The 24962-nt window shown below is 63.9% G+C and carries 24 protein-coding genes; 14 read left to right on the plus strand and 10 right to left on the minus strand.

Going from position 1 to position 24962, the window contains the following annotated elements; genetic code table 11:
* The first annotated feature begins 4 nt into the window (after positions 1–4).
* Both DOM32_RS04605 and DOM32_RS04610 read left to right on the plus strand, forming a co-directional pair.
* The gene (locus DOM32_RS04605; RefSeq protein ID WP_071230607.1) at positions 5–664 is read left to right on the plus strand and encodes a TetR family transcriptional regulator; all 660 of its coding nucleotides are present in this window, start codon (positions 5–7) and stop codon (positions 662–664) included.
* Between the two features lie 190 nt (positions 665–854).
* Entirely contained in the window at positions 855–1811 is a 957-nt protein-coding gene (locus tag DOM32_RS04610; RefSeq protein WP_083387211.1) for an SMP-30/gluconolactonase/LRE family protein, read from the plus strand.
* A 13-nt stretch (positions 1812–1824) separates the two neighbouring features.
* On the opposite strand, the gene DOM32_RS04615 is transcribed toward DOM32_RS04610, so the two are convergent.
* The 3 genes from DOM32_RS04615 to DOM32_RS04625 form a co-directional block, all read right to left on the minus strand.
* Entirely contained in the window at positions 1825–2697 is an 873-nt protein-coding gene (locus DOM32_RS04615; protein WP_071230538.1) for a fructosamine kinase family protein, read from the minus strand.
* Complete coding sequence (locus DOM32_RS04620) at positions 2648–4510, minus strand: monovalent cation:proton antiporter-2 (CPA2) family protein (protein ID WP_110631674.1); 1863 nt, start codon at positions 4508–4510, stop codon at positions 2648–2650. Before DOM32_RS04620 ends, DOM32_RS04615 begins: the two co-directional genes overlap by 50 nt.
* A gap of 104 nt (positions 4511–4614) precedes the next feature.
* A complete protein-coding gene (locus tag DOM32_RS04625) occupies positions 4615–5757 on the minus strand; it encodes a GNAT family N-acetyltransferase (RefSeq protein ID WP_110631678.1) in 1143 nt (380 codons plus the stop codon).
* Between the two features lie 189 nt (positions 5758–5946).
* Between DOM32_RS04625 and DOM32_RS04630 the strand changes: the two genes are divergently transcribed.
* Together DOM32_RS04630 and pncB are read left to right on the plus strand one after the other, a co-directional pair.
* A complete protein-coding gene (locus DOM32_RS04630) occupies positions 5947–6240 on the plus strand; it encodes a DUF4190 domain-containing protein (RefSeq protein WP_244179808.1) in 294 nt (97 codons plus the stop codon).
* 71 nt (positions 6241–6311) lie between these two features.
* Positions 6312–7487: a nicotinate phosphoribosyltransferase gene (gene pncB, locus DOM32_RS04635; RefSeq protein WP_110631681.1), complete on the plus strand. Its 1176-nt coding sequence runs from the start codon at positions 6312–6314 to the stop codon at positions 7485–7487.
* A 107-nt stretch (positions 7488–7594) separates the two neighbouring features.
* Here pncB and DOM32_RS04640 read toward each other — a convergent pair whose 3' ends face one another.
* From DOM32_RS04640 to gap, 4 genes are all read right to left on the minus strand, one after another.
* The gene (locus DOM32_RS04640) at positions 7595–8401 is read right to left on the minus strand and encodes a dienelactone hydrolase family protein (protein WP_110631685.1); all 807 of its coding nucleotides are present in this window, start codon (positions 8399–8401) and stop codon (positions 7595–7597) included.
* A 65-nt stretch (positions 8402–8466) separates the two neighbouring features.
* Positions 8467–9792 carry a sensor domain-containing diguanylate cyclase gene (locus tag DOM32_RS04645; RefSeq protein WP_110631688.1) on the minus strand — a complete coding sequence of 442 codons (1326 nt, stop codon included), beginning with the start codon at positions 9790–9792 and terminating at the stop codon, positions 8467–8469.
* Between the two features lie 64 nt (positions 9793–9856).
* Positions 9857–10174, minus strand: a complete 318-nt coding sequence (locus tag DOM32_RS04650; protein ID WP_110631691.1) for a hypothetical protein — start codon at positions 10172–10174, stop codon at positions 9857–9859.
* A 403-nt stretch (positions 10175–10577) separates the two neighbouring features.
* A complete protein-coding gene (gap, locus tag DOM32_RS04655; protein WP_110631694.1) occupies positions 10578–11579 on the minus strand; it encodes a type I glyceraldehyde-3-phosphate dehydrogenase in 1002 nt (333 codons plus the stop codon).
* Between the two features lie 270 nt (positions 11580–11849).
* On the opposite strand from gap, the gene edd reads away from it, so the two are divergent.
* The 9 genes from edd (at position 11850) to DOM32_RS04700 (ending at position 20771) form a co-directional block, all read left to right on the plus strand.
* Complete coding sequence (gene edd, locus DOM32_RS04660) at positions 11850–13700, plus strand: phosphogluconate dehydratase (protein WP_110631697.1); 1851 nt, start codon at positions 11850–11852, stop codon at positions 13698–13700.
* Positions 13697–14656, plus strand: coding sequence for a glucokinase (glk, locus tag DOM32_RS04665; RefSeq protein ID WP_071231894.1), 960 nt, complete (start codon positions 13697–13699; stop codon positions 14654–14656). The genes edd and glk overlap by 4 nt, the downstream gene beginning before the upstream one ends.
* Positions 14653–15564: a D-hexose-6-phosphate mutarotase gene (locus tag DOM32_RS04670; RefSeq protein WP_071231893.1), complete on the plus strand. Its 912-nt coding sequence runs from the start codon at positions 14653–14655 to the stop codon at positions 15562–15564. Before glk ends, DOM32_RS04670 begins: the two co-directional genes overlap by 4 nt.
* The gene (locus tag DOM32_RS04675) at positions 15561–16436 is read left to right on the plus strand and encodes an aldo/keto reductase (protein ID WP_244179809.1); all 876 of its coding nucleotides are present in this window, start codon (positions 15561–15563) and stop codon (positions 16434–16436) included. Before DOM32_RS04670 ends, DOM32_RS04675 begins: the two co-directional genes overlap by 4 nt.
* A gap of 110 nt (positions 16437–16546) precedes the next feature.
* Positions 16547–17515 carry a carbohydrate kinase family protein gene (locus DOM32_RS04680; RefSeq protein WP_071231892.1) on the plus strand — a complete coding sequence of 323 codons (969 nt, stop codon included), beginning with the start codon at positions 16547–16549 and terminating at the stop codon, positions 17513–17515.
* A gap of 230 nt (positions 17516–17745) precedes the next feature.
* The gene (locus DOM32_RS04685; RefSeq protein WP_071231891.1) at positions 17746–18447 is read left to right on the plus strand and encodes a CoA transferase subunit A; all 702 of its coding nucleotides are present in this window, start codon (positions 17746–17748) and stop codon (positions 18445–18447) included.
* A gap of 1 nt (position 18448) precedes the next feature.
* Complete coding sequence (locus DOM32_RS04690; protein ID WP_071231890.1) at positions 18449–19096, plus strand: CoA transferase subunit B; 648 nt, start codon at positions 18449–18451, stop codon at positions 19094–19096.
* Between the two features lie 22 nt (positions 19097–19118).
* On the plus strand, positions 19119–20291 hold the full coding sequence (locus DOM32_RS04695; RefSeq protein ID WP_071231925.1) for an acetyl-CoA C-acetyltransferase: 1173 nt from the start codon (positions 19119–19121) through the stop codon (positions 20289–20291).
* 192 nt (positions 20292–20483) lie between these two features.
* Positions 20484–20771, plus strand: a complete 288-nt coding sequence (locus DOM32_RS04700; protein WP_071231889.1) for a DUF4235 domain-containing protein — start codon at positions 20484–20486, stop codon at positions 20769–20771.
* Positions 20772–20862: 91 nt separating this feature from the next.
* Here DOM32_RS04700 and DOM32_RS04705 read toward each other — a convergent pair whose 3' ends face one another.
* The 3 genes from DOM32_RS04705 to zwf all read right to left on the minus strand — a co-directional run bounded on the left by DOM32_RS04705 (position 20863) and on the right by zwf (position 23735).
* Entirely contained in the window at positions 20863–21525 is a 663-nt protein-coding gene (locus DOM32_RS04705; RefSeq protein WP_071231888.1) for a bifunctional 4-hydroxy-2-oxoglutarate aldolase/2-dehydro-3-deoxy-phosphogluconate aldolase, read from the minus strand.
* A gap of 64 nt (positions 21526–21589) precedes the next feature.
* Entirely contained in the window at positions 21590–22264 is a 675-nt protein-coding gene (gene pgl / locus DOM32_RS04710) for a 6-phosphogluconolactonase (protein ID WP_071231887.1), read from the minus strand.
* A complete protein-coding gene (gene zwf, locus DOM32_RS04715; RefSeq protein ID WP_071231886.1) occupies positions 22251–23735 on the minus strand; it encodes a glucose-6-phosphate dehydrogenase in 1485 nt (494 codons plus the stop codon). Before zwf ends, pgl begins: the two co-directional genes overlap by 14 nt.
* Before the next feature lie 238 nt (positions 23736–23973).
* Between zwf and hexR the strand changes: the two genes are divergently transcribed.
* Positions 23974–24834: a transcriptional regulator HexR gene (hexR, locus tag DOM32_RS04720; RefSeq protein ID WP_071231885.1), complete on the plus strand. Its 861-nt coding sequence runs from the start codon at positions 23974–23976 to the stop codon at positions 24832–24834.
* Positions 24835–24962 lie beyond the last annotated feature (128 nt).

Below are 24962 nucleotides of genomic sequence, written 5' to 3' on the forward strand. Positions count from 1 at the left end.
CATCATGCCCAAACGCACCAAGGCCGAAGCCGAGGCAACCCGCGAGGCGTTACTGGACGCTGCCGAGGTCATTTTTCTCAAACGCGGCGTGTCACGAACCTCGCTCGAGCAGATAGCCCGGCAAGCCGGCATGACGCGCGGCGCGGTCTATTGGCATTTCAAGAACAAGTCCGATCTGTTCCACGCCATGCTCGATCGCGTCAAGATGCCACTGCGCCAGTTACTCGATGATGTCGAGGATCCCGACCAGCCCAACGCGCCGCTGGAAAGCCTGCGCCTTGCCACGCTTCACGCTCTCGAGCGACTACAGGGTCCGCGCTCGCGCCGCGTGCACACCATTTTGCTGCACTGCAGCGAGTCCGCCAGCGATGTCGATATTCTCGCGCTGCAGGATCAACTGGCGTGCGACTGCTATGAAACGATGGTCGAACGCTTCGAAGAAGCGCGTGATACCGGAACCCTGATCGATAACGTCGAACCGGAAATTGCCTCTCGCATGCTGATGTCGATGATTCTGGGCCTCCTGCATGACTGGCTGCGTGATCCTGAGCGCTATGATATCGGCGATGTCGGCCCGCGCATGCTCGACACCTTCTTCGAACGCATTTCTCTTCCCTCGGTGACGTCGTCTTCACCCGGCAAGCCTGCCGCACGAACGAAATGACACGGCCAGGCCGGACCCACATGCCATGATCAGCGTCCGGTCTCCTCCTATCGTCGCAAAGACACGATTGGCTTGACACTCGACACTGGACGTTTTTCGAGATCGAAGCTTTTCAAGACAAGAGCTTTTTTCAAGATAAGAACTTTTCCAAGACAAGAGCTTTCCCAAGACCAAGAGAAGAATGCCTATCATGCCCCACCCCGACTGGCTCGTTATCGAGGACGAACGTTTCTCTTCCCTGGTGCTGCCCAACGGCCAGCTCGACTCTCTCTGGCGAGGAGGCCGCTGGTGCGAGGGGCCGGCCTATTTCGCTGCCGGGCGCTATCTGCTGTGGTCGGACATCCCCAACGACCGCATCATGCGTTACGACGAGAATGACGGTCATGTTTCCATCTTTCGTCAATCTTCCGCTTTCAGCAACGGCCAGACACTGGACCGGGAAGGCCGCCTCGTTACCTGCGAGCACGGTAGCCGTAGCGTCACCCGTACCGAACACAACGGCCGTATCATTACGCTGGCCGATACCTACGAGGGCAGCCGACTCAATTCCCCCAACGATGTCACCGTCAGGTCGGACGGCTCGATCTGGTTCACCGATCCCAGCTACGGCATCGACAGCGATTACGAAGGGGGGCTGAGAACTTCCGAGATGGGTTGCCACGTCTATTGCCTGACCGTCGATGGCCAACTGCATCGCGTTGCCGAGGATTTCGAAAAGCCCAACGGCCTGGCGTTCTCCCCCGACGAAGCCTGGCTCTACGTGTCGGATACCGGTGCGACCCACCGAGCCGATGCCCCCCGGCATATTCGTCGCTTTCGGGTCGAGGAGAGTCACCGCCTCGTCGGCGGCGAGATTTTCGCGGTCTCGGACTGCGGGCTGTTCGATGGCTTCCGTCTGGATGTCGCCGGCAACCTCTGGACGAGCGCCGGGGACGGCGTCCACTGCTACGCGCCGGATGGCAAACGCCTTGGTCGCATTCTGATTCCGGAAACCGTAGCCAACGTCTGCTTTGGTGGCGTCAGTCGCAACCGACTCTATATCTGCGCTACCACGTCGCTCTATGCAGTCACGCTCAATACACGTGGCCACCATGTCATCGGTGAAGCGATTGCGCCTTCGGAGATTCGCACAGCGAGCCGAACCTGAGCAGAGTCCACTTCTATCCGGCCAGTATGCGATCCACCGCGCGCGAGACGCCACCGAGATAGCCCCGGCCAAACAGAGAGAGATGATTGAGCAGCGGATAGAGCTGAAACAGCGCCTCGCGCCGCTCCCAGTCGACGGGACGATCGCCATCCCAGTAGGCTTCGAAGAAGGCATCGCCCGGCCCGCCGAACAGCGTCAGCATGGCGATATCCACCTCCGAATAATGCCGGTAGACCGCCGGATCGATGATGGCAGGTCCGGCGGGCGTGAACAGCACGTTGCCCGACCATAGATCGCCGTGCACCAGGCAGGGCGGCGTATCGGGCAGCCAGCTTTCGAGCGACTCGGCGACACGTTCGATACGCTCGGCGAGACCGGCATCCAGCAACCCCTGCTCGCGACACAGCCTCGTGAGCGGCAGCAGACGGCGGTCACGCTGGAAGACACGGCCGTCCGCTAGCGGCGCGTTGGGCTGAGGCGTCGCGCCGCAGGCATTGTCCCGCGGCCAGCCGTGCTCGCCCTGCGGCTCTCGGGAATCGCGGTGCATCTGGCGCAGCCCTTCACCCAGCGCTGCGCCGTCGCGTCGCCCCGTGGCATCCAGGGCTTCCATCACCAGCAGGTCGTCATCCTCGGCAACGACAGCCGGTACGACGAGCAGACGGCAAACGCTGGCCAGCGCCCGCAGCCCATCGGCCTCTCCGGCGACGCGCGCCGCCGAATCCTGCTTGACGATGCAAGGTCTCGCACCCTCGATTCGCCACAGCCCCGCGCCGCTGTCGCCACCGGAAAGCGGCGTGACGCCGGCGTCGAGTTCCAGCCCGGTGCCGGTCGGCAGCTCAAGCGCCGCGAGCCGACGTTTCAGTCTCTGCAACGGTGTCTGCGTCATCGCGCATCTCCTCGCGATCGTCGGAGTCGGTGTCCTCTTCGCGTCTGCCGGCGCGCCCCCGGTTGAGCTCCTGCTGGAACAGGGATTGCAACTCGGCCATGGCCGCCTTCTCGGTCGCCATCAATTGCTCGGTATCGTTGCGATGCGCATAGGTATCCTTGAGCAACTGGTTGTCGAAATCGCGGAAGGTGCGCACCGCATTGATGGCGTTGGCGCTGGGATACCCCAATCCCTTGAGGACCTCGACGCTCATCTCCATGCTCGAGGCGAACGTTTCACGGACCACGCCATCGACGCCGATCTCCATCAACTGCCAGGCGTGATGGCGATTGCGCGCCCGCGCATAGACGGTGAGATGCGGAAAATGCGTCTTTGCCAGTCTCGCGATGGTCAGCGCGGTGTTCTCGCCATCCACCGCGATGACGAGCAGGCGCGCCTTGTCGATGCCCGCCGCGCGCAGCAGATCGAGCCGGGTCGCATCGGCATAGAAGATGCGCGAACCGAAACGGCGAATGAACTCGACCTGAGCGATATTGGGGTCCAGCGCCGTGAAATTGATCCCCTGTATTTTCAGCATACGCCCGACCATCTGCCCGAAGCGGCCAAGGCCGGCAATGATCACCGGCGGCGTATCGTCGCCGAAGTCGGTATCGAACGGCCGGCTCTCCTTGAGACGATCACCCGCCTTCTCCCCTAGTTGATACAAAAACGGCGTGGCCGCCATGCTCAGCGTGACCGCCGCGATACACAGGCTGGCGATGCGCTGATCGATGACGCCGGCCGCCACCGCCGCCGTCAGCAGCACGAAGTCGAATTCGCCGCCCTGGGAAATGATCGTCGCCAGCCGGGGGATTTCCGGACGGGGCAATCGCGCCAGCAGGCCGACGATCACCAGTACCACGGACTTGGCCAGCGTCATCGCAACGGCCAGCCCCAGCACCAGCCAGACGTTGTCCAGCACCAATGCCAGGTTGACCGACATGCCGACGGCAATGAAAAAGAGCCCTAACAGCAGCCCCTTGAAAGGCTCGATATTGGCTTCCAGCTCGTGCCGGTACGGGGTGTCCGCCAGCATCACACCGCCAAGGAAGGCACCCAGCGCCATCGACAGCCCCGCCCACTCCATGACCAGCGCCATCGCCAGCACCAGAAACAGTGCCGCGGCGGTGAATATCTCGTGCACGTCGCTACGTGCGATCAGCGCCAGCACGCGAGGGAATACCAGGCGACCGAAGGCGATGGCGGCGATCACCACGCCAATGCTGCGGGCGATGAGCCAGCCGTCGCCGGGCGCGGCATCGGCACGCCCGGCCAGAAACGGCAGCAGCGCCAGCAGCGGTATCACCGCCAGATCCTGAAACAGCAGAATGGAGAACGCGCTCTGACCGTGCGGCGTCGCCAGTTGACGGCGTTCGTTGAGCACCTGCAGCGCAAAGGCGGTCGATGACAGCGCCAGCGTGAGCCCGAGGAAGATGGCGATACTTGGCGGCAGATCCAGCAGGAGCCCGACCGGCATCAAAAGCGCTGCGCAGCCCGCCATCTGCAGCGTTCCCAGACCCAGTAGACGCTTGCGCATCGACCAAAGACGACGCGGCTCCAGCTCCAGACCGATGATGAACAACAGCATGACCACACCGAACTCGGAGAAATGCAGCACCGATTCGGGCTCGGAGATGAAGCCGCTGATCGACGGGCCCGCGAGCAGACCGATGCAGAGGTAGCCCAGGATCGACCCCAGACCCAGACGCTGAAACAGGGGAACCGCAAGGATGGCTGCGCCCAGCAGCACAGCCGCTTCAGTGAGAAAGCCCATCGAATATCTGTCCTCGTCGCGGCAAGACCCGCCGCCTAATTTAACCTGGGTTCAGCATATCACTCACGTCGGCACGACAGCAGCACGCGCCTAGCGTCTCGTACTCAAGGCAGCGGCTCCTTGAACGGCAGTCGAGACCGGCACTGCTCGAAATAGGCATGGACGTAGGCCCGCTCCTCGCGGCAGAAATCCTCGACGGCATCCCGAAACCCCGGATGATCGAGATAGTGCAGCGAGCGGCTGATGACCGGCGCGAAACCTCGGGTCAGCTTGTGCTCCCCTTGCGTTCCCGGATCGAAGCGGGACAAGCCCTGTGCCAGGCAGTGCTCGATCCCCTGGTAGTAGCAGGTTTCGAAATGCAGAAAGTCCGCCTCGACTTCGCTGCCCCAGTAGCGGCCGTAGAGCGTGTCACTTCCCTGCAGGCAGAGCGCAGCTGCCACGGCCCGCCCTTCCACGCTGGCGCGGACCAGCAGCAGCGTATCGCCCAGGTCGTCGCGCAGCCGGGTAAAGAACTCGAGCGACAGATAGGGACGCTGGCCCCGTTCCAGGTATGTCATGCAGTAGCAGCGATAAAACTGCGCCAGCGCCTCGTCGTCGATCCGCGCCCCCGTCAGCCGCTCGAACACGAAGCCCTGCTCCACCAGCTTGCGACGCTCCCGGCGGATCTCCTTGCGCTTGCGCGAGCTCATCCGCGCCAGAAAGCCGTCGAAATTGCCGAATCCGTCGTCGCACCAGGCAAACTGCACGGCCTGGCGCTCCATCAGCGGCGCATCGAACGCTGCCTGCCAGTCGTCCACCTCGCCGCTGTCGGCAAACAGCAGATGCCAGCTCTGCAAGCCGGTATCGCGGATCACCGGCGCCAGCGCCGCGATCACCGCCCGCCGATCCACATCGTCCACCACGGCCAGCCGCGGCCCCGAGGCGGGCGTGAACGGAATCGCCGACAGCGACTTGGGATAGTAATCGCCGCCGGCGCGCTCCCAGGCATCCGCCCAGGACCAGTCGAATACGTACTCGCCACGCGAGTGATACTTGGCGTAGCGCGGCAGGACCGCCACCGGCCGATCGTCGTCGAAGACCATCAGGTGATCCGGCTCCCAGCCGGTATCGGTATCGGCACAACCGCAGGCTTCCAGCGCCGCCAGAAATTCGTGGCGCAGAAACGGATAACGGTCGCCGACCACATCGTTCCAGAGCGACGCACGGGTAGCCGCGAGGCTACCGATATTCTCGACCCGCAATGCCATCCGATCTCCCCCGTTGCTTTTCCGGTCTTTCGTCGCTCGTCGCTCGTCGCTCGTCGCTCGTCGCTCGTCGCTCGTCGCTCGTCGCTCGTCGCTCGTCGCTCGTCGCTCAGTCTATGTTGAAAACTTCGAGAGCCGCGGGCAAGCGTGCGATACTCTGGCAACAGCCAAGACGAGAGCTACTTCAAGCCGATGACATCCGTCCCGACGCCTCCCGGCCCGCCAACGCCAGCGCCCACCAACATCATGGCGCTGGCAGCCTTTGCGCTTAGCGTGCTAGGCACGTTCGTGCCGCCAGCAGCACTGGGCGGCGTGGTCTGCGGTCATCTGGCCCGGCGTCAGATTCGCCAGCGGCAGGAATCCGGCGATGGCTGGGCGCTCGCCGGGTTGATACTGGGCTACCTGTTGATTCTGCTTTCGCTGGCCGGACTTTTGCTGTTCGGCGGCTTCGTCGCGACAATGTTCGGTATCATGGCTTTCCTGTAGCCGATCTCATTGAAGAAACGCTCGCTGGCGCTAACGGCCGCGGATTGTGTTCATGCTGATGACGAGTTTTCATGCTGACTTCGCTTATCGATAACGACTTCTACAAGATCACGATGCAGAACGCCGTGATCAAGCGCTTTCCCTATGCGCAGGCCCGCTACGCCTTCATCAATCGCGGCGAGCATGCGTTTCCCGAAGGATTCGGCGACGCCCTGCGCCGCGAAGTCGATGCCATGGCCAGCCTCGTGCTTACCGACGCGGAAAAGCGCTATCTCGAGGTCACCTGCCCCTATCTCGACCCGACCTACCTGGACTTTCTGGCCGGCTTTCGCTTCAACCCGGCCGAGGTCATCATCGAGCAGAGCGGCAGCGAACTCTCGGTCGCTATCGAGGGGCTGTGGTATCGCACCATCCTGTGGGAAGTCCCGCTGATGGCGCTGATCAGCGAGCTCTGGTATCGCCTGCGTGGTGTCGAGCGCGATGACGATGAAACGGTCGAGGCTCGCACCCGAGCCAAGATCGAACAGTATCAGCGGCTGGGCCTGAAGATCGCCGAATTCGGCACCCGGCGGCGGTTTTCCTTCGACGTTCATGACCGGGTGGTCGGCGCGCTTCGTCATCACGGCGGCGAAGCCTTCAGCGGCAGCAGCAACGTACTGCTGGCCATGCGCCACGGCGTCAAGCCCATCGGCACCCACGCCCACGAATGGTTCATGTTTCACGGCGCCCGTTTCGGCTTCAAGATGGCCAACAGCCTGGCGCTGGAGCACTGGGTCGATGTCTATCGGGGCGACCTTGGCATCGCCCTGACCGACACGTTCACTTCCCGCGCCTTCTTCGAGAGCTTCGACAAGAAGTTCGCCAAACTCTTCGATGGCGTAAGGCACGACAGCGCGGACCCCATCGACTTCGCGGCCTCAACCATCGCGCATTACGAGCGGCTGGGGATCGACCCGCGCAGCAAGACGATCATCTTCTCCGACGCGCTGACGCCGGAAAAGGTCGAGCGAATCCAGTCGTTCTGCCAGGGCCGCGTCGGCATGGCGTTCGGCATCGGCACCAACTTCACCAACGACGTGGGCGTCGAGCCGATGAACATGGTGATCAAGATGGTCGAGGCGAGACCGGAAGGCCAGCACTGGCTGCCCGTGGTCAAGCTTTCCGACGTGCCCGACAAGCATACCGGCGACCCGGAAATGATTGCCCTCGCCAAACGCGTGCTCGCCCTCAGTCGCCCCAGCGAATAGTTTTCAGCTCGTCAACGAAAAAACCACGAACGCGGTCGTTCGTGGCTTTCTGCTGCCTGGCCCGTAGCCCGTAGCCCGTAGCCCGTAGCCCGTAGCCCGCCTTCAGTCTACTGGTTCAGCGCCTTGTCCAGCGTCAGCAGCGCGGCCTGCCAGGAGGCAGCATCCGCCGCCGCGTCGTAGCCGAGCGGGAGATCGTTCTCCTTGGCCAGCTCGTCGGCATCCGGATTGGTGAAGGCGTGCTTGGCACCGGGGTACTGCACCACGCGAACGTCCGCACCATTCTTCGTCAGTGCCGCTGCCATGCTGTCGAGCGCCTTGGCATCGACCAGCGAATCATCCTGGCCATTGTAGATGCGCACCAGGCCGTCGAACGGCTGCGGGTTGGTGACGACCTGGGTCGGGCTGCCATGGAAGCTGATCGCCGCTTCCAGCGGCATGCCCGCCAGCGCCATGTTCATCACCACGCCACCGCCAAAGCAGTAACCGATCGCTGCCATGCGATCCTCGCGCACCGCGGGGTGTTCACGCAGCGCCGCCATCGCCGCTTCCAGCCGTGCCCGGGCGGAGGGCCAGTCCTGCATGACCTGGCTGGAGAACGCCTTGGCATCCTGGGGGTGCTGGGCCACCTTGCCGTCGCCATACATGTCTACCGCCAGCGCCACGAAGCCCAGCGCCGCCAGCTGATCGGCCTTGTGCTTGATGTAGTCGTTGAGCCCCCACCATTCATGGACCAGCAGTACGCCGGGGCGAGGCTCGTCATCGCTGGCGTTGTAGGCAAGATAGCCCTGGTAGGTCTGGCCGCCCGTGGCATATTCGAAAGTCTCGCCCTGAACGTGCGGGCCCTCGACTTCGTCGGCCAACGCCGGTAGACACATCAGGCTGAGCAGCGAGGCCAGCAGTAATCGTCCCATCATCGTTCTCCTTCTTTTGACTGGCTTGGCGCAGGTTCGACTGGCGCAACGTCGACTGGCACAGCGGCTCATGGCGCCTGCTGAACGCGATCCCGCCCGCGCTGCTTGGCATTCTGCATTCCCGCCTCGGCACGCGCCAGCATGGCTTCCGCAGTCTCGTCACTGCGCCGTTCGGCGACCCCAAGACTAACCGAGAACGACAGCCAATGACCATGAAACTCCACCCGGGTCGAGGCCAGACGTCCGCGCAGCTTATCGGCAATGGCGGCCGTTTCCTGCAGCGACTTGCCGCTCATCAGCAGCGCGAAGGAATCGTCGCCCAGTCGACCGAAGCTGAACCGCTCTCTCAACGTCGCCCGACACATTTCGCCGATGCAACTGAGCACGAGATCGCCGCCCTCGCGCCCCCAGTCGCGATTGATGTCACTGAAATGGTCGACATCGAACACGATCAGCGTGAATCTGGCGCCGACGTCTCCGCTGGCGAACGCATGTCGCATCAGGCCCATGAAAGGCACCCGATTGAGCGCCGAGGTCAGTTCGTCGGTAGCGGTGTACGCGTTCCACTGCAGCGACTGTTGGCGGCGCTGGGTGATATCCCTCGCGATGGCAACCCAGCCCGGCATGACCGGGGGCTCCAGCGTCTGCCCCAACGGCAGCGGATAAGGCGAAAAATGGATCTCGAACCAGCGATATCCCCCATCTCGGTGCCTCAGCCGCAGCTCCACCATGGGCGAACTCGCCTCGGCGGCCCCTTCGATCAACAGGCGCCTGACCCGGGAGCCATCTTCGGGCGCCATCAGGGCGAAGAGAGACGTCGACAGCAGCGACGCTGCGCTGACACCGAGCGCGCCTTGGGTGTTGCCCGCCGCGTAATGACACTCCAGATCCTCGTCGAGCGCCATGATCACATCGCCGCTGTGGTCGAGCAGGGATTGCCGGGACAAGCCGGCGTCATCCGCGGGGGCGGCAGGATTCGCGGGAACGGCAGGCGGGCGCGGCTGCAGGAAGCCGACGAGTGTCACGACCTCGCCGTCCGCGTCACGCTGAATATGAAGGCTGTCGTCGACTTGACACTCGGAGCCGTCTCGCCTTTCGATGGCATAGGACAACCGCACCGAGAGCTCGCCCTCGTTCAGAGCCTGCTGCAGTCGTTCGAGCAGCGGCCGGCGCTCGGATTCGGGGATCTGCGCCAGCCATAGCTCGGGTCGGGCCAGATAGTCCGTGGCCGGACGATGGCCCAGCGCGCCGATGGAATCGGCGACGAAACGCAGCTCGCCCAACCACCAGGCCGAGTCGGTGACGTAGACCGTACCCGGCAAGGATTGCAACCACTGTCGGGCTTCCGCGCCCAAAGCTCCATCGTCATGCACGAAGGCATCCCGTGAATCCATGCACTCCGGCCTCGTCTAGCCGCAGTGCTGTTTCCAAGCGGCTGGGTGGTGAAACGAGATCGCGTCAGCGAAAGCCGACACGACGCTGAGCGACTGCGGGCGAAGAGGATGTCTCGTCAGATGAAGTTCGCACCTCATCGTGCCCACTGGCTCGATGATCGCGCCCCTTCGACTGAGCACGGCAGCAGGCATCCGTCAGCTGGCGCAGCTCGTCGCGAGTCAGCTCGAAACGCTGCACGCCTGCCCGCTCCCGCCAGATCACGAAGATCACTGGCACGGCACGCGACTGGTCGACACCCACGATCTTCCCGAGCCGCTTTTCTTCAGGATCGCGAATGGTCTCGCCAATCAGGCGATGTGCGTTGATGATGTTGTCCTGCATGACGCCGCCAACCTCAATGCATGGTGGAAAGATAGAGCCTGTGCAGACTTACACTAGAGGGTCAGCCTGACAAGTCCAAGCCCACCACCGCAATTGTCCAGCATACAGTGTTGTATCGACAACGGATTGGATGACTTGAATGCAAAACTGGCGTTACTTCGAGCGTATGCGACTCGGCGGCCTGCCGCTTTCTAGCCGAGCGGGACACGTCGTGAGGGTGCACCGGAGGGAGAAAATACCAAAAACACCAAAAAGGAAGGGCGGCAGACAAAGAGGGGCGGCAGACGCTCTGCCACCCCTCGATCCTGCTTCATCGTTTTCGGCTATCGCCTTTGACTGTCGCTTGCGACTCGCTTTCGAGCCACTCTTGCCAGGCGTTCAGCCAGCGAAACCGATATTCACCTCAGCTGGCGGCCTGCATGGCCAGTGCCGTATCCAGCATGCGGTTTGAGAAGCCCCACTCGTTGTCGTACCAGGCCATGACCTTGACCAGGCGACCGTTCACACGCGTGTGGTTGGCATCGAAAGTCGATGAATTGGGGTCGTGATTGAAATCGATCGACACCAGCGGCTGCGAGTTCACTGCCAGTACCGGCGACTTGGCCGCTGCCTTTTCGACGATCTCGTTGATCTCTTCCTTGCTCGTCTCGCGACCGGCGGTGAAGACCAGATCCACCAGCGATACGTTGATGACCGGCACCCGCACCGCGAGCCCGTCGAGCTTGCCGTTCAGTTCGGGCAGCACCAGCCCGACGGCCGCGGCGGCACCGGTCTTGGTCGGGATCATCGACTGCGTGGCACTGCGCGCGCGATATGGATCCTTGTGGTAGACGTCGGACAGGTTCTGGTCGTTGGTGTAGGCATGCACCGTGGTCATCAGGCCATTCTCGATACCCACGCTCTCCTGCAGCGCCTGGGCTACCGGCGCCAGGCAGTTGGTGGTGCAGGAAGCGTTGGAAACCACCCGATGCTCCGCCTTCAGCGTCCCTTCGTTAACACCGAACACGATCGTCGCGTCGGCATCGCCGCTGGGTGCGGAAATCAATACCCGTTCCGCACCGGCATCGATGTGCTTGGCTGCGGCCTCGCGCTTGGTGAACAGCCCGGTGCACTCCATCACCAGGTCGACATTCAGCGATTTCCAGGGCAACTGCGACGGATCACGCTCCGAAAGGATGCGAATGCTATCTCCGTCTACGCTCAGGGTATCGCTGTCGTGAGTGACGTCGAAGCCGAAATGCCCGTGCACGCTGTCGTGACGCAGCAGGTGTGCGTTAAGTGCCGGGTCGCCCAGATCGTTGATGGCGACGATTTCGATCCGGTCGCGATAACCGTTTTCGTACATGGCACGAAGTACGTTACGGCCGATACGGCCGAATCCGTTGATGGCGACACGCAATGTCATGGTGCTCTCCTCCTAATGACTGACGTAACTCGAACGTTTGGTTTGGGGAATGTGGCACGGTCGCGCCTGATCACGCAGTCGTGTGTGGCGCAATCGAACGGCGACGCTCGATCACCGCGAACTGCCAATAGTCTAGAACACCAGTCTAGAACATCGGCGCATGAAAAAATATTACTCCGAAAGACTAATACAAAAGGCTCATTCGCGAACAAATGCCATAATTTTTGGTAAGTTTACCAAATAACCATGACAGCTCGATGAGGCAACCCCATGACGCTCAACTCTACCGTCGACCGCGTAACCCGACGTATCGAGGCTCGATCGGCCGATCGCCGCCGCCTTTATGAAGAACGCATGGAGCAACAGCATCGTCGCGGCGTCCACCGCGCCGAACTCTCCTGCGGCAACCTGGCCCATGGCTTCGCCGCCTGCAATGCCGGCGACAAGAACAGCCTGAAGCTGATGAACAGCGCCAACGTCGGCATCGTCTCTTCCTATAACGACATGCTCTCCGCTCATCAGCCGCTCGAGCACTTCCCGGAGCTGATCAAGGAAGCCGCTCGCGGCATGGGCGGCACCGCGCAGTTCGCCGGCGGCGTGCCGGCCATGTGCGACGGTGTGACCCAGGGCCAGCCCGGCATGGAGCTGTCGCTGTTCTCTCGCGACGTGATCGCCATGTCGACGGCCGTGGCGATGTCGCACAACATGTTCGACGGTGCACTGTATCTTGGCGTGTGTGACAAGATCGTGCCGGGTCTGTTCATCGGTGCCGCGCGCTTCGGCCACCTGCCGGCGGTGTTCGTTCCTGCCGGACCGATGCCGAGCGGGTTGCCCAACGCCGAGAAGTCCCGGATCCGCCAGCTCTATGCCGAAGGCAAGGTTGGCCGCGATGCGCTGCTGGAAGCCGAGTCGGACTCCTACCACAGCCCGGGCACCTGCACCTTCTACGGCACCGCCAACTCCAACCAGCTGATGCTCGAGATGATGGGCCTGCACATGCCGGGCACCTCGTTCGTCAATCCGAACACGCCGCTGCGCGACGCGATCACCCGATTCAGCACCGAGCAGGTGATCCGCAACAGTGACCAGGGGGGCAGCTATCACCCGTTCTACAAGCAGATCGATGCCCATGCCATCGTCAACGCCATGATCGGGCTGCTCTCTTCCGGTGGATCGACCAACCACACGCTGCATCTGGTGGCGATGGCCGCCGCCGTCGGCCTGACCATCACCTGGGACGACTTCGCCGAGCTGTCGACAGTGATTCCCGGGCTGACCCGGATCTACCCCAACGGGCAGGCGGACGTGAACCACTTCCACGCCGCCGGCGGCGTCAGCTTCCTGGTCCGCGAGTTGCTGTCCGCGGGCCTGATGCATGCCGATGTCCGCACCGCTTTCGGCACCGACATGACCGCCTACACCCAGGAGCCGTTCCTGGAAGATGACAAGCTGATCTGGCGAGAAGGCACCCGACAGAGCCTCGACGAAGACGTGCTGCGGCCGGTAACGCGCCCGTTCTCCCCCACCGGCGGGCTGGCCGTGCTGGACGGCAACCTGGGACGCGGGGTGATCAAGGTTTCCGCCGTCAAACCGGAGTTCCGCCGGGTCGAGGCGCCGGTGCGGATCTTCGACGACCAGAGCCAGGTCAAGGCCGCGTTCGAGAGCGGCGAGCTGGATCGCGACGTCATCGTCGTCGTGCGCTTCCAGGGGCCGCGCGCCAACGGCATGCCGGAACTGCACCAGTTGACGCCGTTTCTCGGCGTGCTGCAGGATCGCGGATACAAGGTCGCGCTGGTCACCGACGGACGAATGTCCGGCGCCTCTGGTAAGGTACCGGCGGCCATCCACATCACTCCGGAAGCCGTCGATGCCGGCCCGATCGCCTATCTGCGCGACGGCGACACGGTGCTGCTCGACCCGGATAACGGCGTGCTCGAGGCCCTGGTGGATGCCGAAACCTGGGCGCAACGCGAACCGGCGACCTGCGACCTGAACCACTATCATCATGGAATGGGCCGCGAACTGTTCGCCGGGTTCCGCCAGCTGGTCGGCGGTGCCGAGGAAGGCGCGGCCACCTTTGGCGGTTTCGATGCCGCCGACTTGCCCGGAGGGCACCAATGACGATTCCCGCCCTGATCGGCGACATAGGCGGAACCAACGCACGTTTTGCGCTGGTGATGCCCGGCAGCGTCGAGCTGCAATCGATCGAGACGCTCCCCTGCGCGCGCTATGGCGGGCTGGTCGAGGCCATCCAGGCCTACTTGAAACAGGTCGGCGCAGAGACGCCCGACGAGGCGTGCCTGGCCTTCGCCTGCCCGGTGCACGAAGATTGGGTCAAGATGACCAACAACGACTGGGCGTTCTCCAAGAAGGCCGTCGCCGAGGAACTCGGCCTGTCGAATTTCAAGGTCATCAACGACTTCACCGCCCAGGCCCTCGGCATTCCTCACATCGACGAAAAGGAACTGGTCAAGATCGGTGAAGGCGAGGCCGAACCTCGACGCCCGCGCCTGGTGATCGGCCCGGGAACCGGGCTCGGCGTCGCCGGACTGGTCCCCAGTCGGCGCGCCTGGATTCCGCTGACGACCGAAGGCGGCCACGCCACCTTTGCCCCTACCGATCAGCGCGAATACCAGCTTCTCGACCATTTCCGAGCCCGTTATGGCCGGGTCTCGATCGAACGTCTGCTGTGCGGCCAGGGCCTGCTCGATCTCTATCTCGCCCATGCGGCACTACTCAATGTCACCGCCCACTACAACACCCCGGCGGAGATTACCGGGGCCGCCCGGGCGGGCGATCGCGTTGCCCGCGAGACCTTGATGCGCTTTCTCAAGATCCTCGGCAGCGTGGCCGGCGACGCCGCGCTGACCCTCGGCGCGCTGGGCGGGGTCTATCTCTGCGGCGGTATCACGCCACGTCTGATCGAGTGGCTGCCGCGCAGCGATTTCCGTCGCGCCTTTGCCGACAAGGGCCGGCTGAGCGCCTACAATGCGGGAATTCCCACCTGGGTGGTGACGGCGCCGTGGACCGGCCTTCTGGGTGCGGCGGAAGCCCTGCACAACGAGGAGGTGACATGATTCCCGATACGCTGCGGCAGCTGATCGACGCGACGAACGGTCAGCGGGAAGCCGAATGGGAAGGTCGGCGCGTGCTGCTGATCAATGCCGACTGGGGCGAGCTGGCGATTTCGTTGCAGGGCGCTCAGGTTCTGCACTTTTTACCTTTCGCCCCCGAAGCCGGGCAAGGCGTCCGACCGGCATCCGGCACGGAGGATGGCTGGCTCTGGGTCACCCCGACGCCGCAGCCGATGCCCGGTGCCATTCGCGGCGGGATCCCGCTGTGCTGGCCGTGGTTCGCCGACGAGTCGCCGGACGGCAAGGGCCCGATGCATGGCCCCGCCCGCACAGTGCAATGGCGCATCGATGCCGTCGACGAGAGCGTGACCGGCGGCGGGGTCGAGATTCACCTCTCCCCCGAAGAGCGGCTGCACGATCAGCTCGTTCCCAATGCCGTGGTTCACGCCAACGCCCAGCGCCTGAGCGTCGAACTGATGACTCGCCACGCCGGCACCACCCCGGTCAAGCTGACCGGCGCGCTGCACACCTATTTTGCCGTCGCCGATACGCACCGGTGCCGTATCGAAGGGCTGGCCGGCGCCCGCTATCTGGACAAGCTCGAACACTTTGCCGAGCATCATCAGCAGGGGGAACTGGGCATTCGTGGCGCGCTGGACCGTATCTACCAGTCGAACCGCCCTGTCGTTCTCGACGATGGCCAACGACGTCTGCGGATCAGCAAGCAGGGCAGCGACTCCACCGTCGTCTGGCACCCGGGCAACGGCCTGCCGGGAGATACCCCCGCCGCCGTCGGCCAGCGCTTTCTGTGCATCGAAGCGGCCTGCACCCGGGTCGATCCCGTCTGGCTGGTGCCGGATGGCCAGCATCTGCTCGCCACCACGATCAGCCGAGAGGAAACCCCGGCGTGAGCGAAGATCTCTACTTCGATGCCCCGTTCATTCTGGGCATGATGCGGCTGCACGAAAGGCCCGACTTCAACGAGCCAGAGAAGCTCGCCGACTGGCTGGAAGCGCGCGTCGATCAGGGCCTGCACTGGTTCGATCACGCCGACATCTACGGCAACCACAAGTGCGAGCAGTTGTTCGGCGAGGCGCTGTCGCATCGCCCGGCGCTCAAGTCCCGGGTTCGAGTGGTGACCAAAGGCGATATCGTCCTGCCGCATCGCGACATCTCTCCGTTCGGAGTCAAGCATTACGACACGTCCGAGCGCTATCTTGCCCAGGTCATCGACAGTTCACTCTCCCGCCTCGGCGTCGACCGGCTCGATCATTTCCTGCTGCACCGCCCCGACCCACTGATGGATGCCGAAGCCACGGCCCGAGCACTGGATGACGCCATCGCTGCCGGCAAGGTCGGCGCCGTAGGCGTTTCCAACTTCCTGCCCGAACAGTGGCGGCGCCTGCAAGCCGCGATGCATCACCGGCTCGGCGCTCACCAGCTCGAGCTTTCGCTGGCCCATCCCGACGCGCTGTTCGATGGTTTCTACGACGCCGTCCTGGCCGACGGACTGGCACCGATGGCCTGGTCGCCGCTGGGCGGCGGCTCGGTGTTCGAAGACGTTCTCGGCACGGCGCTTTCGCGGCTGGCCGACCAGCTCAACTCGACCACGGCCGGCTTGGCACTGGCCTGGCTGCGGCGCCTTCCCGGCCAGCCGATTCCAGTGATCGGAACGTTGAATGAAAGACGTATCGACAATTTGCTGCTGAGCAGTAATCTCGAACTCGATCGCCCGACGTGGTTTGCGCTGCTTGAGGAAGCCCGCAGTTACCGCGTGCCGTGATGACGTTCGGTGCGGCATCCTGTTTGAGATCAGTTTCGATGAAATCAGCTTCGATGAGATCAAGCACGCCGCACCTCGATTTTCGTTCGACATAGAGAGCCGGTTGACCCATGACTCCCATCATCGCCTTCGGCGAAGCCCTCGTCGACATGCTGTCCAGCCGTCTGGGTGACGACAGCGGCCCCGAGACCTTTACGCCCTACGCCGGCGGCGCGCCCGCCAATGCTGCCGTGGCCTGCGCCCGCCAGGGTGTCCCCAGCCTCTTTCTCGGCATGATCGGTGATGACCGTTTCGGCGACTTCCTGATCGACGAACTGACCCGCTACGGCGTCGACACCCAATACGTGGTGCGCACCCGCGAGGCTCGCACGGCACTGGCTTTCGTTTCCCGCGACAGCCGCGGCGAGCGCCAGTTCGACTTCTACCGTCCGCCCGCCGCGGATCTGCTCTACCGTCGCGAGCACCTGCCGCCGGGCATCTTCACCGAGCCCGCGCTGGTCCATCTTTGCAGCAACAGCCTGACCGATGCCGCCATTGCCCGCACCACGCTGGATCTCGCCAGCATTGCGCGGCGCGGCGGCTGTCTGATCAGCGTCGATGCCAACCTGCGCGCGATGCTGTGGCCCCAGGGCAAGATCGATGTGCCCCTGGTCGAACAGCTGCTCGAACGCGCTCATGTCATCAAGCTCTCCGCCGAAGAGCTCGACATCCTGCGCGGTGATCGCAGCGCCGAGGAATGGATCAGCGCCAGGCTGTCCAAGGGCACCCGACTGATCGTGATCACCGACGGCCCGGGGCCGGTGAGCGCGCACCTGGCCGATCGCCAGCTGCAGGCGATTCCGCCCAGCGTTCAGGCAGTGGATACCACCGCGGCCGGCGACGCCTTCATCGGCGGCCTGCTGGCCTCCCTGGCGCGAGACGACGTGACCTGCGAGACACTCGCCGACTGGCTGGCCGACGAAACCCGGCTGACCGAGGCGCTGACGTTCGCCTGTCGCTGCGGTGCCTTCGCGGCCACTCGTGCCGGCGCCTTCGTCTCGTTGCCCGGCACCGACGATCTCGACGACCTGCCCCGCTAGGCCGCCATCCACCTTCATCGAGACAACCAGCGCCGCCTTCCTGGCGGCGCTGCTACTATCGTCTAACCTGCCCACGTCGCTCTCGCTCGGGTGGTAATGTCTTCCTCCATCGATCGCTTGAGATAGCGCGTGTCCGCACGTTCATTGCCAATCTGAACGGAGCGAACGTTGCGGCACAGCGGCTTCGAAGCGATCTTTTGCACGACTTCCGTTTCACAGGACGAGGACTCATGGACAAAGTGTTTGGCAGCGCCGCTGAAGCGCTGGAAGGTCTCATCGAAGACGGCATGACTCTCGCCGTTGGCGGCTTCGGCCTGTGCGGCATCCCCGAATCGCTGATCGTCGCCCTGCGTGACACCGGCAAGAAGGATCTGACGGTCGCCAGCAACAATGCCGGCGTCGACGGCTTCGGCCTCGGGCTGCTGCTCGAGTCGCGTCAGATCAGGAAGATGCTCTCTTCCTATGTCGGCGAGAACAAGGAGTTCGAGCGCCAGTACCTTTCCGGCGAACTGGAGCTCGAATTCTGCCCGCAGGGCACGCTGGCCGAGCGCCTGCGCGCAGGCGGTGCCGGCATCGCCGCCTTCTTTACCAAGACCGGCTACGGCACCAGGATCGCCGAAGGCAAGGAGGTGCGCGAATTCGATGGCGAGCACTACGTGATGGAGCGCGGCCTGCCGGTGGACGTCGCCCTGATCAAGGCGAAGGTCGCCGACAAGGCGGGCAATCTGCGCTTCAACAAGACCGCGCGCAACTTCAACCCGCTGGCCGCGATGGCCGGCAAGGTCTGCGTCGCCGAGGTCGAAGAGATCGTCGAGACGGGCGCCATCGATCCCGACGATATCCATCTGCCGGGGATCTTCGTGCATCGCATCGTCCATAATCCGACACCGGAAAAACGCATCGAGAAACGCACGCTCAGGGAGGTGAACTGAGATGGCCTGGACCAAGGAACAGATGGCAGAGCGCGCCGCCGGCGAATTGCGTGACGGCTTCTACGTCAACCTCGGCATCGGTCAGCCGACATTGGTAGCGAACTATATTCCCGAGGGCATGGACGTCTGGCTACAGTCGGAGAACGGCCTGCTCGGCATCGGCCCCTTCCCGACCGAAGAGACCGTCGACCCCGATCTGATCAACGCCGGCAAACAGACCGTCACCGCCCTGCCGGGCAGCAGTTACTTCGACAATGCCGAATCCTTCGCCATGATTCGCGGCGGCCATATCAACCTGGCGATTCTGGGCGCGATGCAGGTCTCCGAGAAAGGCGACCTCGCCAACTGGATGATCCCGGGCAAGATGGTCAAGGGCATGGGCGGCGCGATGGATCTGGTCGCTGGCGTGCAGCGCGTGGTGGTGCTGATGAGCCACACGGCCAAGGGCGAGCACAAGATCCTGAGCGAATGCACGCTGCCGCTGACCGGGGTCGGCGTGGTCGATCGGATCATTACCGACCTGGGCGTGATGGATATCACCGAGGAAGGGCTGGCCCTGGTCGAGCTGGCACCCGGTGTCACCCTCGAGGAAATTTCCGCAGCCACAGGCTGCAAGCTGATCGACAAACGGGAGACTTCCCATGCCTGACGTTTCCGGACCGACCACGCCCATGCGCGACGTGGTGATCGTCGCCGCCACGCGCACGCCGATCGGCACATTCCAGGGCGGCCTTTCCAGCGTTCCAGCGGTAACGCTGGGCGCGACCGTCATTCGACGCGTTCTGGAAGGCATCGACCCGACCGGCGTCGACGAGGTGATCATGGGGCACGTGCTGCGCGCCGGCCTGGGCCAGAACACCGCGCGCCAGGCCGCGATCGAAGCCGGCGTGCCGGACAGCGTGCCAGCGATGACCATCGACAAGGTCTGCGGCTCCGGGCTGAAAGCGGTGCACCTGGCGGTCCAGGCGATCCGCTGCGGCGATGCCGAGATCATCGTCGCCGGCGGCATGGAGAGCATGAGCCTGGCACCCTACGTACTGCCCAAGGCCCGCACCGGCCTGCGCATGGGTCACGCCGAGCTGCTCGACAGCATGATCCACGATGGCCTGTGGGACGCCTTCAACGACTATCACATGGGCATCACGGCGGAGAACGTGGCCGAGCGCTGGGGCATCTCCCGCGAAGAGCAGGATGCCTATGCCGCCGAATCCCAGCGGCGTGCCTCGCAGGCTCGCGAAGCCGGACGCTTCGATGCCGAGATCACGCCGGTGAGCGTGCCTCAGCGGCGCGGCGACCCCATCATGATCGAGCGCGACGAACAGCCCCGCGACGGCGTTACCGCCGAATCGCTGGGCAAGCTCAAGCCGGCGTTCTCCAAGACCGGCAGCGTCACCGCCGGCAACGCCTCTTCGCTCAACGACGGTGCCGCCGCCCTGCTCATCATGAGCGCCGAACGGGCCAGGACCCTTGGGCTACCCGTGCTGGCGACGATCCGTGCCTACGCCAACGCCGCCGTCGACCCAGCGACCATGGGCATCGGCCCGGTACCGGCGACCCGACGCTGTCTGGAACGTGCCGGCTGGACGATCGACGAGCTGGACCTGATCGAGGCCAATGAAGCCTTCGCCGCCCAGACGCTGGCCGTGGCCAAGGATCTCGGCTGGGACGGCAGCAAGGTCAACGTCAACGGCGGCGCCATCGCGCTGGGTCACCCAATCGGGGCCTCCGGCGCCCGCATTCTGGTGACGCTGCTGCACGAGATGCAGCGCCGCGACGTCCACAAGGGACTGGCGACGCTATGCATCGGCGGTGGCCAGGGCGTGGCGACGGCGATCGAGCGGTAGACGCCAGAACGTCAGGCGGCAGAACGCCGTCGTGCCTGCCGAAGCCGTGATCCTCCATGTCCATGATCCTAAACCCCAAACCGTAAGCCCTGGCCGTCGAATTCGCCCGGTGTGCGCCTCGGGCATTCGACTGGTGAGTCTTCGAAGGATCGACCAGACTATCGGGACAATCTATCCAGGAAGGAGAATTTCGTGAAGCCTCAGACACTGTGGACCATCGTTGGCACGAGCACGGCGGTTTTATCCGGCGTGCTGGCTCGTCAAAGCCTCAAACAGACCTTTCGCAAGGGCGTTTTCGAGCCACCGATCAATCCCGACGAGGATGATGTCGAATGGCGTCAGGCGCTGCTCTGGGGTGCGGCCTCCGGCATGGCAGTAGGAATGGCGCGCATCGTTGGCTGGAAACTGGCATCGGCCGGCATGCGGCGTACTCGCCGCTCGCGTCGCGGTCAGCGTCTTCTGGCGCGCCTCGAGGACTGATACCCCATCGCTAATCCCGGTCGACCCGGTCGATCACCAGGGAGCGCGGCCCGAGCGCCCGAGCCCGGAAGACCGGGCGCTCGATGCCGGTTCAGCGCGGATAGCGCTGCGTGGCTTCCCGTGTCAGTTCGGTAATACCCGCCCAATCTTCGTTATCGATGAGCGACTTTGGCGCCATCCAGGAACCACCGACGCACATCACGTTGGGTAGCGCCAGATAGTCTGCGGCGTTGTCCACGGTGACCCCGCCAGTCGGGCAGAACAGCGCTTCCGGCAGCGGACCGCCGAAGGATTTCAGCGCCTTGGCACCGCCATTCGCTTCCGCCGGGAAGAACTTGAAACGGCGATAGCCGTACTCCCAGCCGGTGACGACCTCGGAAACCGTGGCCACGCCCGGCAGCAGCGGCACGTCGCTGCCGGCGCCATACTCGAACAGGGCCGGCGTCGTGCCGGGCGTGACGACGAAATCGACGCCGATCTCCTCGCAGACCCGGTACTGATCGATGCCCAGCACGGTGCCCGCGCCGATGATCGCATCCGGCAGCGCCTGCTTGATCTGCTTGATGGCCTCGACCGCGCACTCGGTACGCAACGTGATTTCGAGGACATTCAGACCGCCCTCGACCAGCGCCTTGGCCAGCGGTACGGCATGTTCGAGACGCTCGATGACGAGAACGGGGATGATGGCGCCGGAGCGGCAGATTTCGTCCAGACGCTCGATGTGTGAAGCGGGCAAACGTTGAGCGGATGACATAGAGAGGAGACTCCTTTGAAGAATATCGGCACTCGCTCGGTCGGCGGGCAGGTGCCGGCAGGCGCTAAGGCGCCCAGTAGAGGGTAAGCGGACAGGCCAGGAAGGCACGGATCGGCAGTTCGCGGACGTCATCCCCGCTGAGCGCCTGGGCCAGCACCGCCTTCTTGGCGTCGCCGACCAGATGCAGCGCGAGGCGGCGCGCGTCATGCAATCGCGCCGCGCTCAAGGTAATGCGAGGCTGCGACACGCTGGGCGCGCGTACCGCGACGACGCTCTCATCCGTACTCAGCGCCAGCGAAAGCTCGCCGCTATCCGGGAACAGCGAAGCGGTATGGCCGTCATCGCCCATGCCGAGCACGACCAGGCTGGCCGGCCACGGCAGCGTCGCCAGACGGGCGGCGACCGTCGCCGCGCCCTGCTCCGGCGTGGGGTCGGAGGTGGTCAGCGAGTGAAAGGTCGCCGCGGCGGCCGGCCCTGTCAGCAGCGTTTCCCGGACCAGGCGCGCATTGCTGTCGGCGTGCTCCTCGGGCACCCAGCGCTCGTCGGCGAGGGTGATATCGACCCGCGACCACGCCACCGGCTGCTCGGCCAGCCGCCGGAAGAACGGCAGCGGGGTCGAACCGCCGGAGACGACCAGCAGCGCGCGTGGCTGGCTGGCCAGGTCCGCCGTCAATGCCTGGGCGGCAGCGACAGCCAGCTGCGCACCGATCTGCTCGCGAGCGCTGTCAGTAGTCTTCATACCAGGAGCGACCGTCCTGCGTGATCATCGCGATGGAGGCCACGGGCCCCCAGGAGCCCGCCGGATAGCGACGCGGCGGAATATCACGCTTTTCCCAGCCAGCGATGAGGTGATCGACCCACTTCCAGGCGTACTCGACTTCGTCGCGACGCACGAACAGATACTGCTGGCCTTTCATGACCTCCAGCAGCAGGCGCTCGTAGGCGTCCGGAATCCGCTCCTTGGGGAAGGCGTGGTTGAAATCCAGATGCAGCGGGCCGGGGCGCAGGCGCATGCCCTTGTCGAGGCCGCCGTCCTTGGTCAGCACCTGCAGCGCGATCCCCTCTTCCGGCTGCAGCCGGATCACCAGCTTGTTGGCAGCGAGGTTGCGCTGGTCCGGATCGAAGATGTAGTGCGGCTGCTGGCGGAAGTGAATCACGATCTGCGACAGCTTCTCCGGCATGCGCTTACCGGTACGCAGGTAGAACGGCACGCCGGCCCAGCGCCAGTTGGCCACTTCGAGACGCATGGCGACGAAGGTCTCGGTGGTGCTGGAGGTGTTGGCGTCCTCTTCGTCGAGATACCCCGGGACGCTCTCGCCGTCTATGGTGCCGGCGACGTACTGCCCGCGAACCACGTGGCGGTTGAGGTCCTCGCCTTCCAGCGGCTTGAGCGCCTTGAGCACCTTCACCTTCTCGTCGCGAATGGCATCCGCGTCCAGGTTGGCCGGCGGATCCATGGCGAGCATGGTCAGCAGCTGCAGGAGATGGTTCTGGACCATGTCGCGCAGTTGGCCGGCCTTGTCGAAGTAGCCCCAGCGCCCTTCGATACCAACCTGCTCGGCCACGGTGATCTCGACGTGGGAGATCTGGCTCTGGTTCCACTGGTTGCCGAACATCGGGTTGGCGAAACGCAGTGCGATCAGGTTCTGGACCGTTTCCTTGCCCAGATAGTGATCCATGCGATAGATGCGAGATTCGGGGAAGACGGCACCGATGGCGTCGTTGATCTCATGCGAGGACTCGAGGTCATAACCGATCGGTTTCTCGACCACCACCCGCGATTCGCCATCCAGGCTGCCGCTCTGCTCGAGATTGGCGCAGATCGCCCCGTAGATGCTGGCGGGCACGGCAAGGTAGATGGTCAGCGGACACAGGGGATCCGGGCTCTGGGCGTGCCAGTCCCGAATCTTCTCGTAGCCGTCGACGGTGTCGAAATCGAGCTGCGCGTACTCGAGCCGGGCCAGGAAGCGGTCGAGACACCTCTGCTCCAGCTCCTTGGGCTTGATGCGCTTCTTGAGCGTCCCGAGTACGGTGCTGCGGAAACTGTCGATGTCATGCTCGCGACGTGCCAGCCCCAGAATTCGGGTATCGGTACCCAGCAGGCCATCGCGATCCAGATGATAGAGTGCCGGGTAAAGTTTGCGCAGCGCCAAGTCGCCAAGCGCGCCGAACAGAGCCAAGTCCACGTTGGGCGTTGCCTCTCGAGTCATTGCCTCCCTCCGCCAGTGTCGTTAATTTACGAATAAAATACGCCATCCAGGCGTCATTTGACATTCGACTTCGTCATTAAATTACCGCCTCCTACCAGTATACCGCGCCGCAGGGCCACGAGGGCGTAACCTGGCGATCACGGCCTATCACCGCTTGGCGCTGTTGCCGGCAGACGCTAGGATGCAGGGCCTGTGATGATTCACCCGTCATTCCGCCGCAAGGAGATGCCCCGCAACCATGGCAATGCACGATCTCATCGCCCGCATTCGTTCGCGGGTCGACGACCTCAATCGCTCGGAACGCAAGGTCGCCGACGTCATCCTGCAGGACCCCAACGCGGCAATTGGCATGAGCATAGCCACTCTGGCACAGGCTGCCACGGTGAGCGAACCCACGGTCAACCGCTTCTGTCGCAATTTCGAAACCAAAGGCTATCCGGACTTCAAGATCCAGCTGGCCCAGAGTCTGGCAGGCGGAACGCCCTACGTCAGCCGCAGCGTGGAGAGCGACGACGATGCGGCGGCCTATACCGACAAGATCATCGGCGCGACCATCGCCGCACTGGACGAGGCTCGCCGCGAGATCGACCCGAAGCGGATCGAGCGCGTCGTCGATCATCTCTCCCAGGCCCGCCAGATCAGCTTCTTCGCCCTCGGCGCCTCGGCGCCGGCGGCCTTCGATGCGCAGAACAAGTTCTTCCGCTTCAACCTGCCGGTGGCCGCCTACAACGACGTGCTGATGCAGCGCATGATCGCGGCGGCGTCCCATACCGGCGACGTCATCGTGGTGATTTCCTATACCGGCCGCACCCGTGAACTGGTGGAAGTCGCCAAGGTGGCCCGCGACAGCGGTGCACTGGTCATCGGCATCACTCGCGATGGGTCGCCGCTGGCGGAAGTCTGCACCGACATCCTGCCGGTCGACCTGCCGGAAGACACGGAAGTCTACATGCCGATGAGTTCGCGAATGATCCACATGGCGTTGATCGACGTGCTCGCGACAGGCGTGACGCTGCGCCGAGGCGAGTCGTTCCTGCCTCATCTCAAGAAGATCAAGGAGAGCCTGCGGCCGACCAAATTCCCGCCGAAGGATAAGTGACGACAGTCTCTCGGCCTTCGAGTCACCGGGCAGCCAGACGTCCATCAACATGGATAACCACACGCGGCTTAATGCCGATGCGCTCATGCGGTTATCATGGCCGCCTTCTGAAATCATCGAGGCCCGTT

Source organism: Salinicola salarius (assembly GCF_003206135.1).
Classification (GTDB): domain Bacteria; phylum Pseudomonadota; class Gammaproteobacteria; order Pseudomonadales; family Halomonadaceae; genus Salinicola; species Salinicola salarius.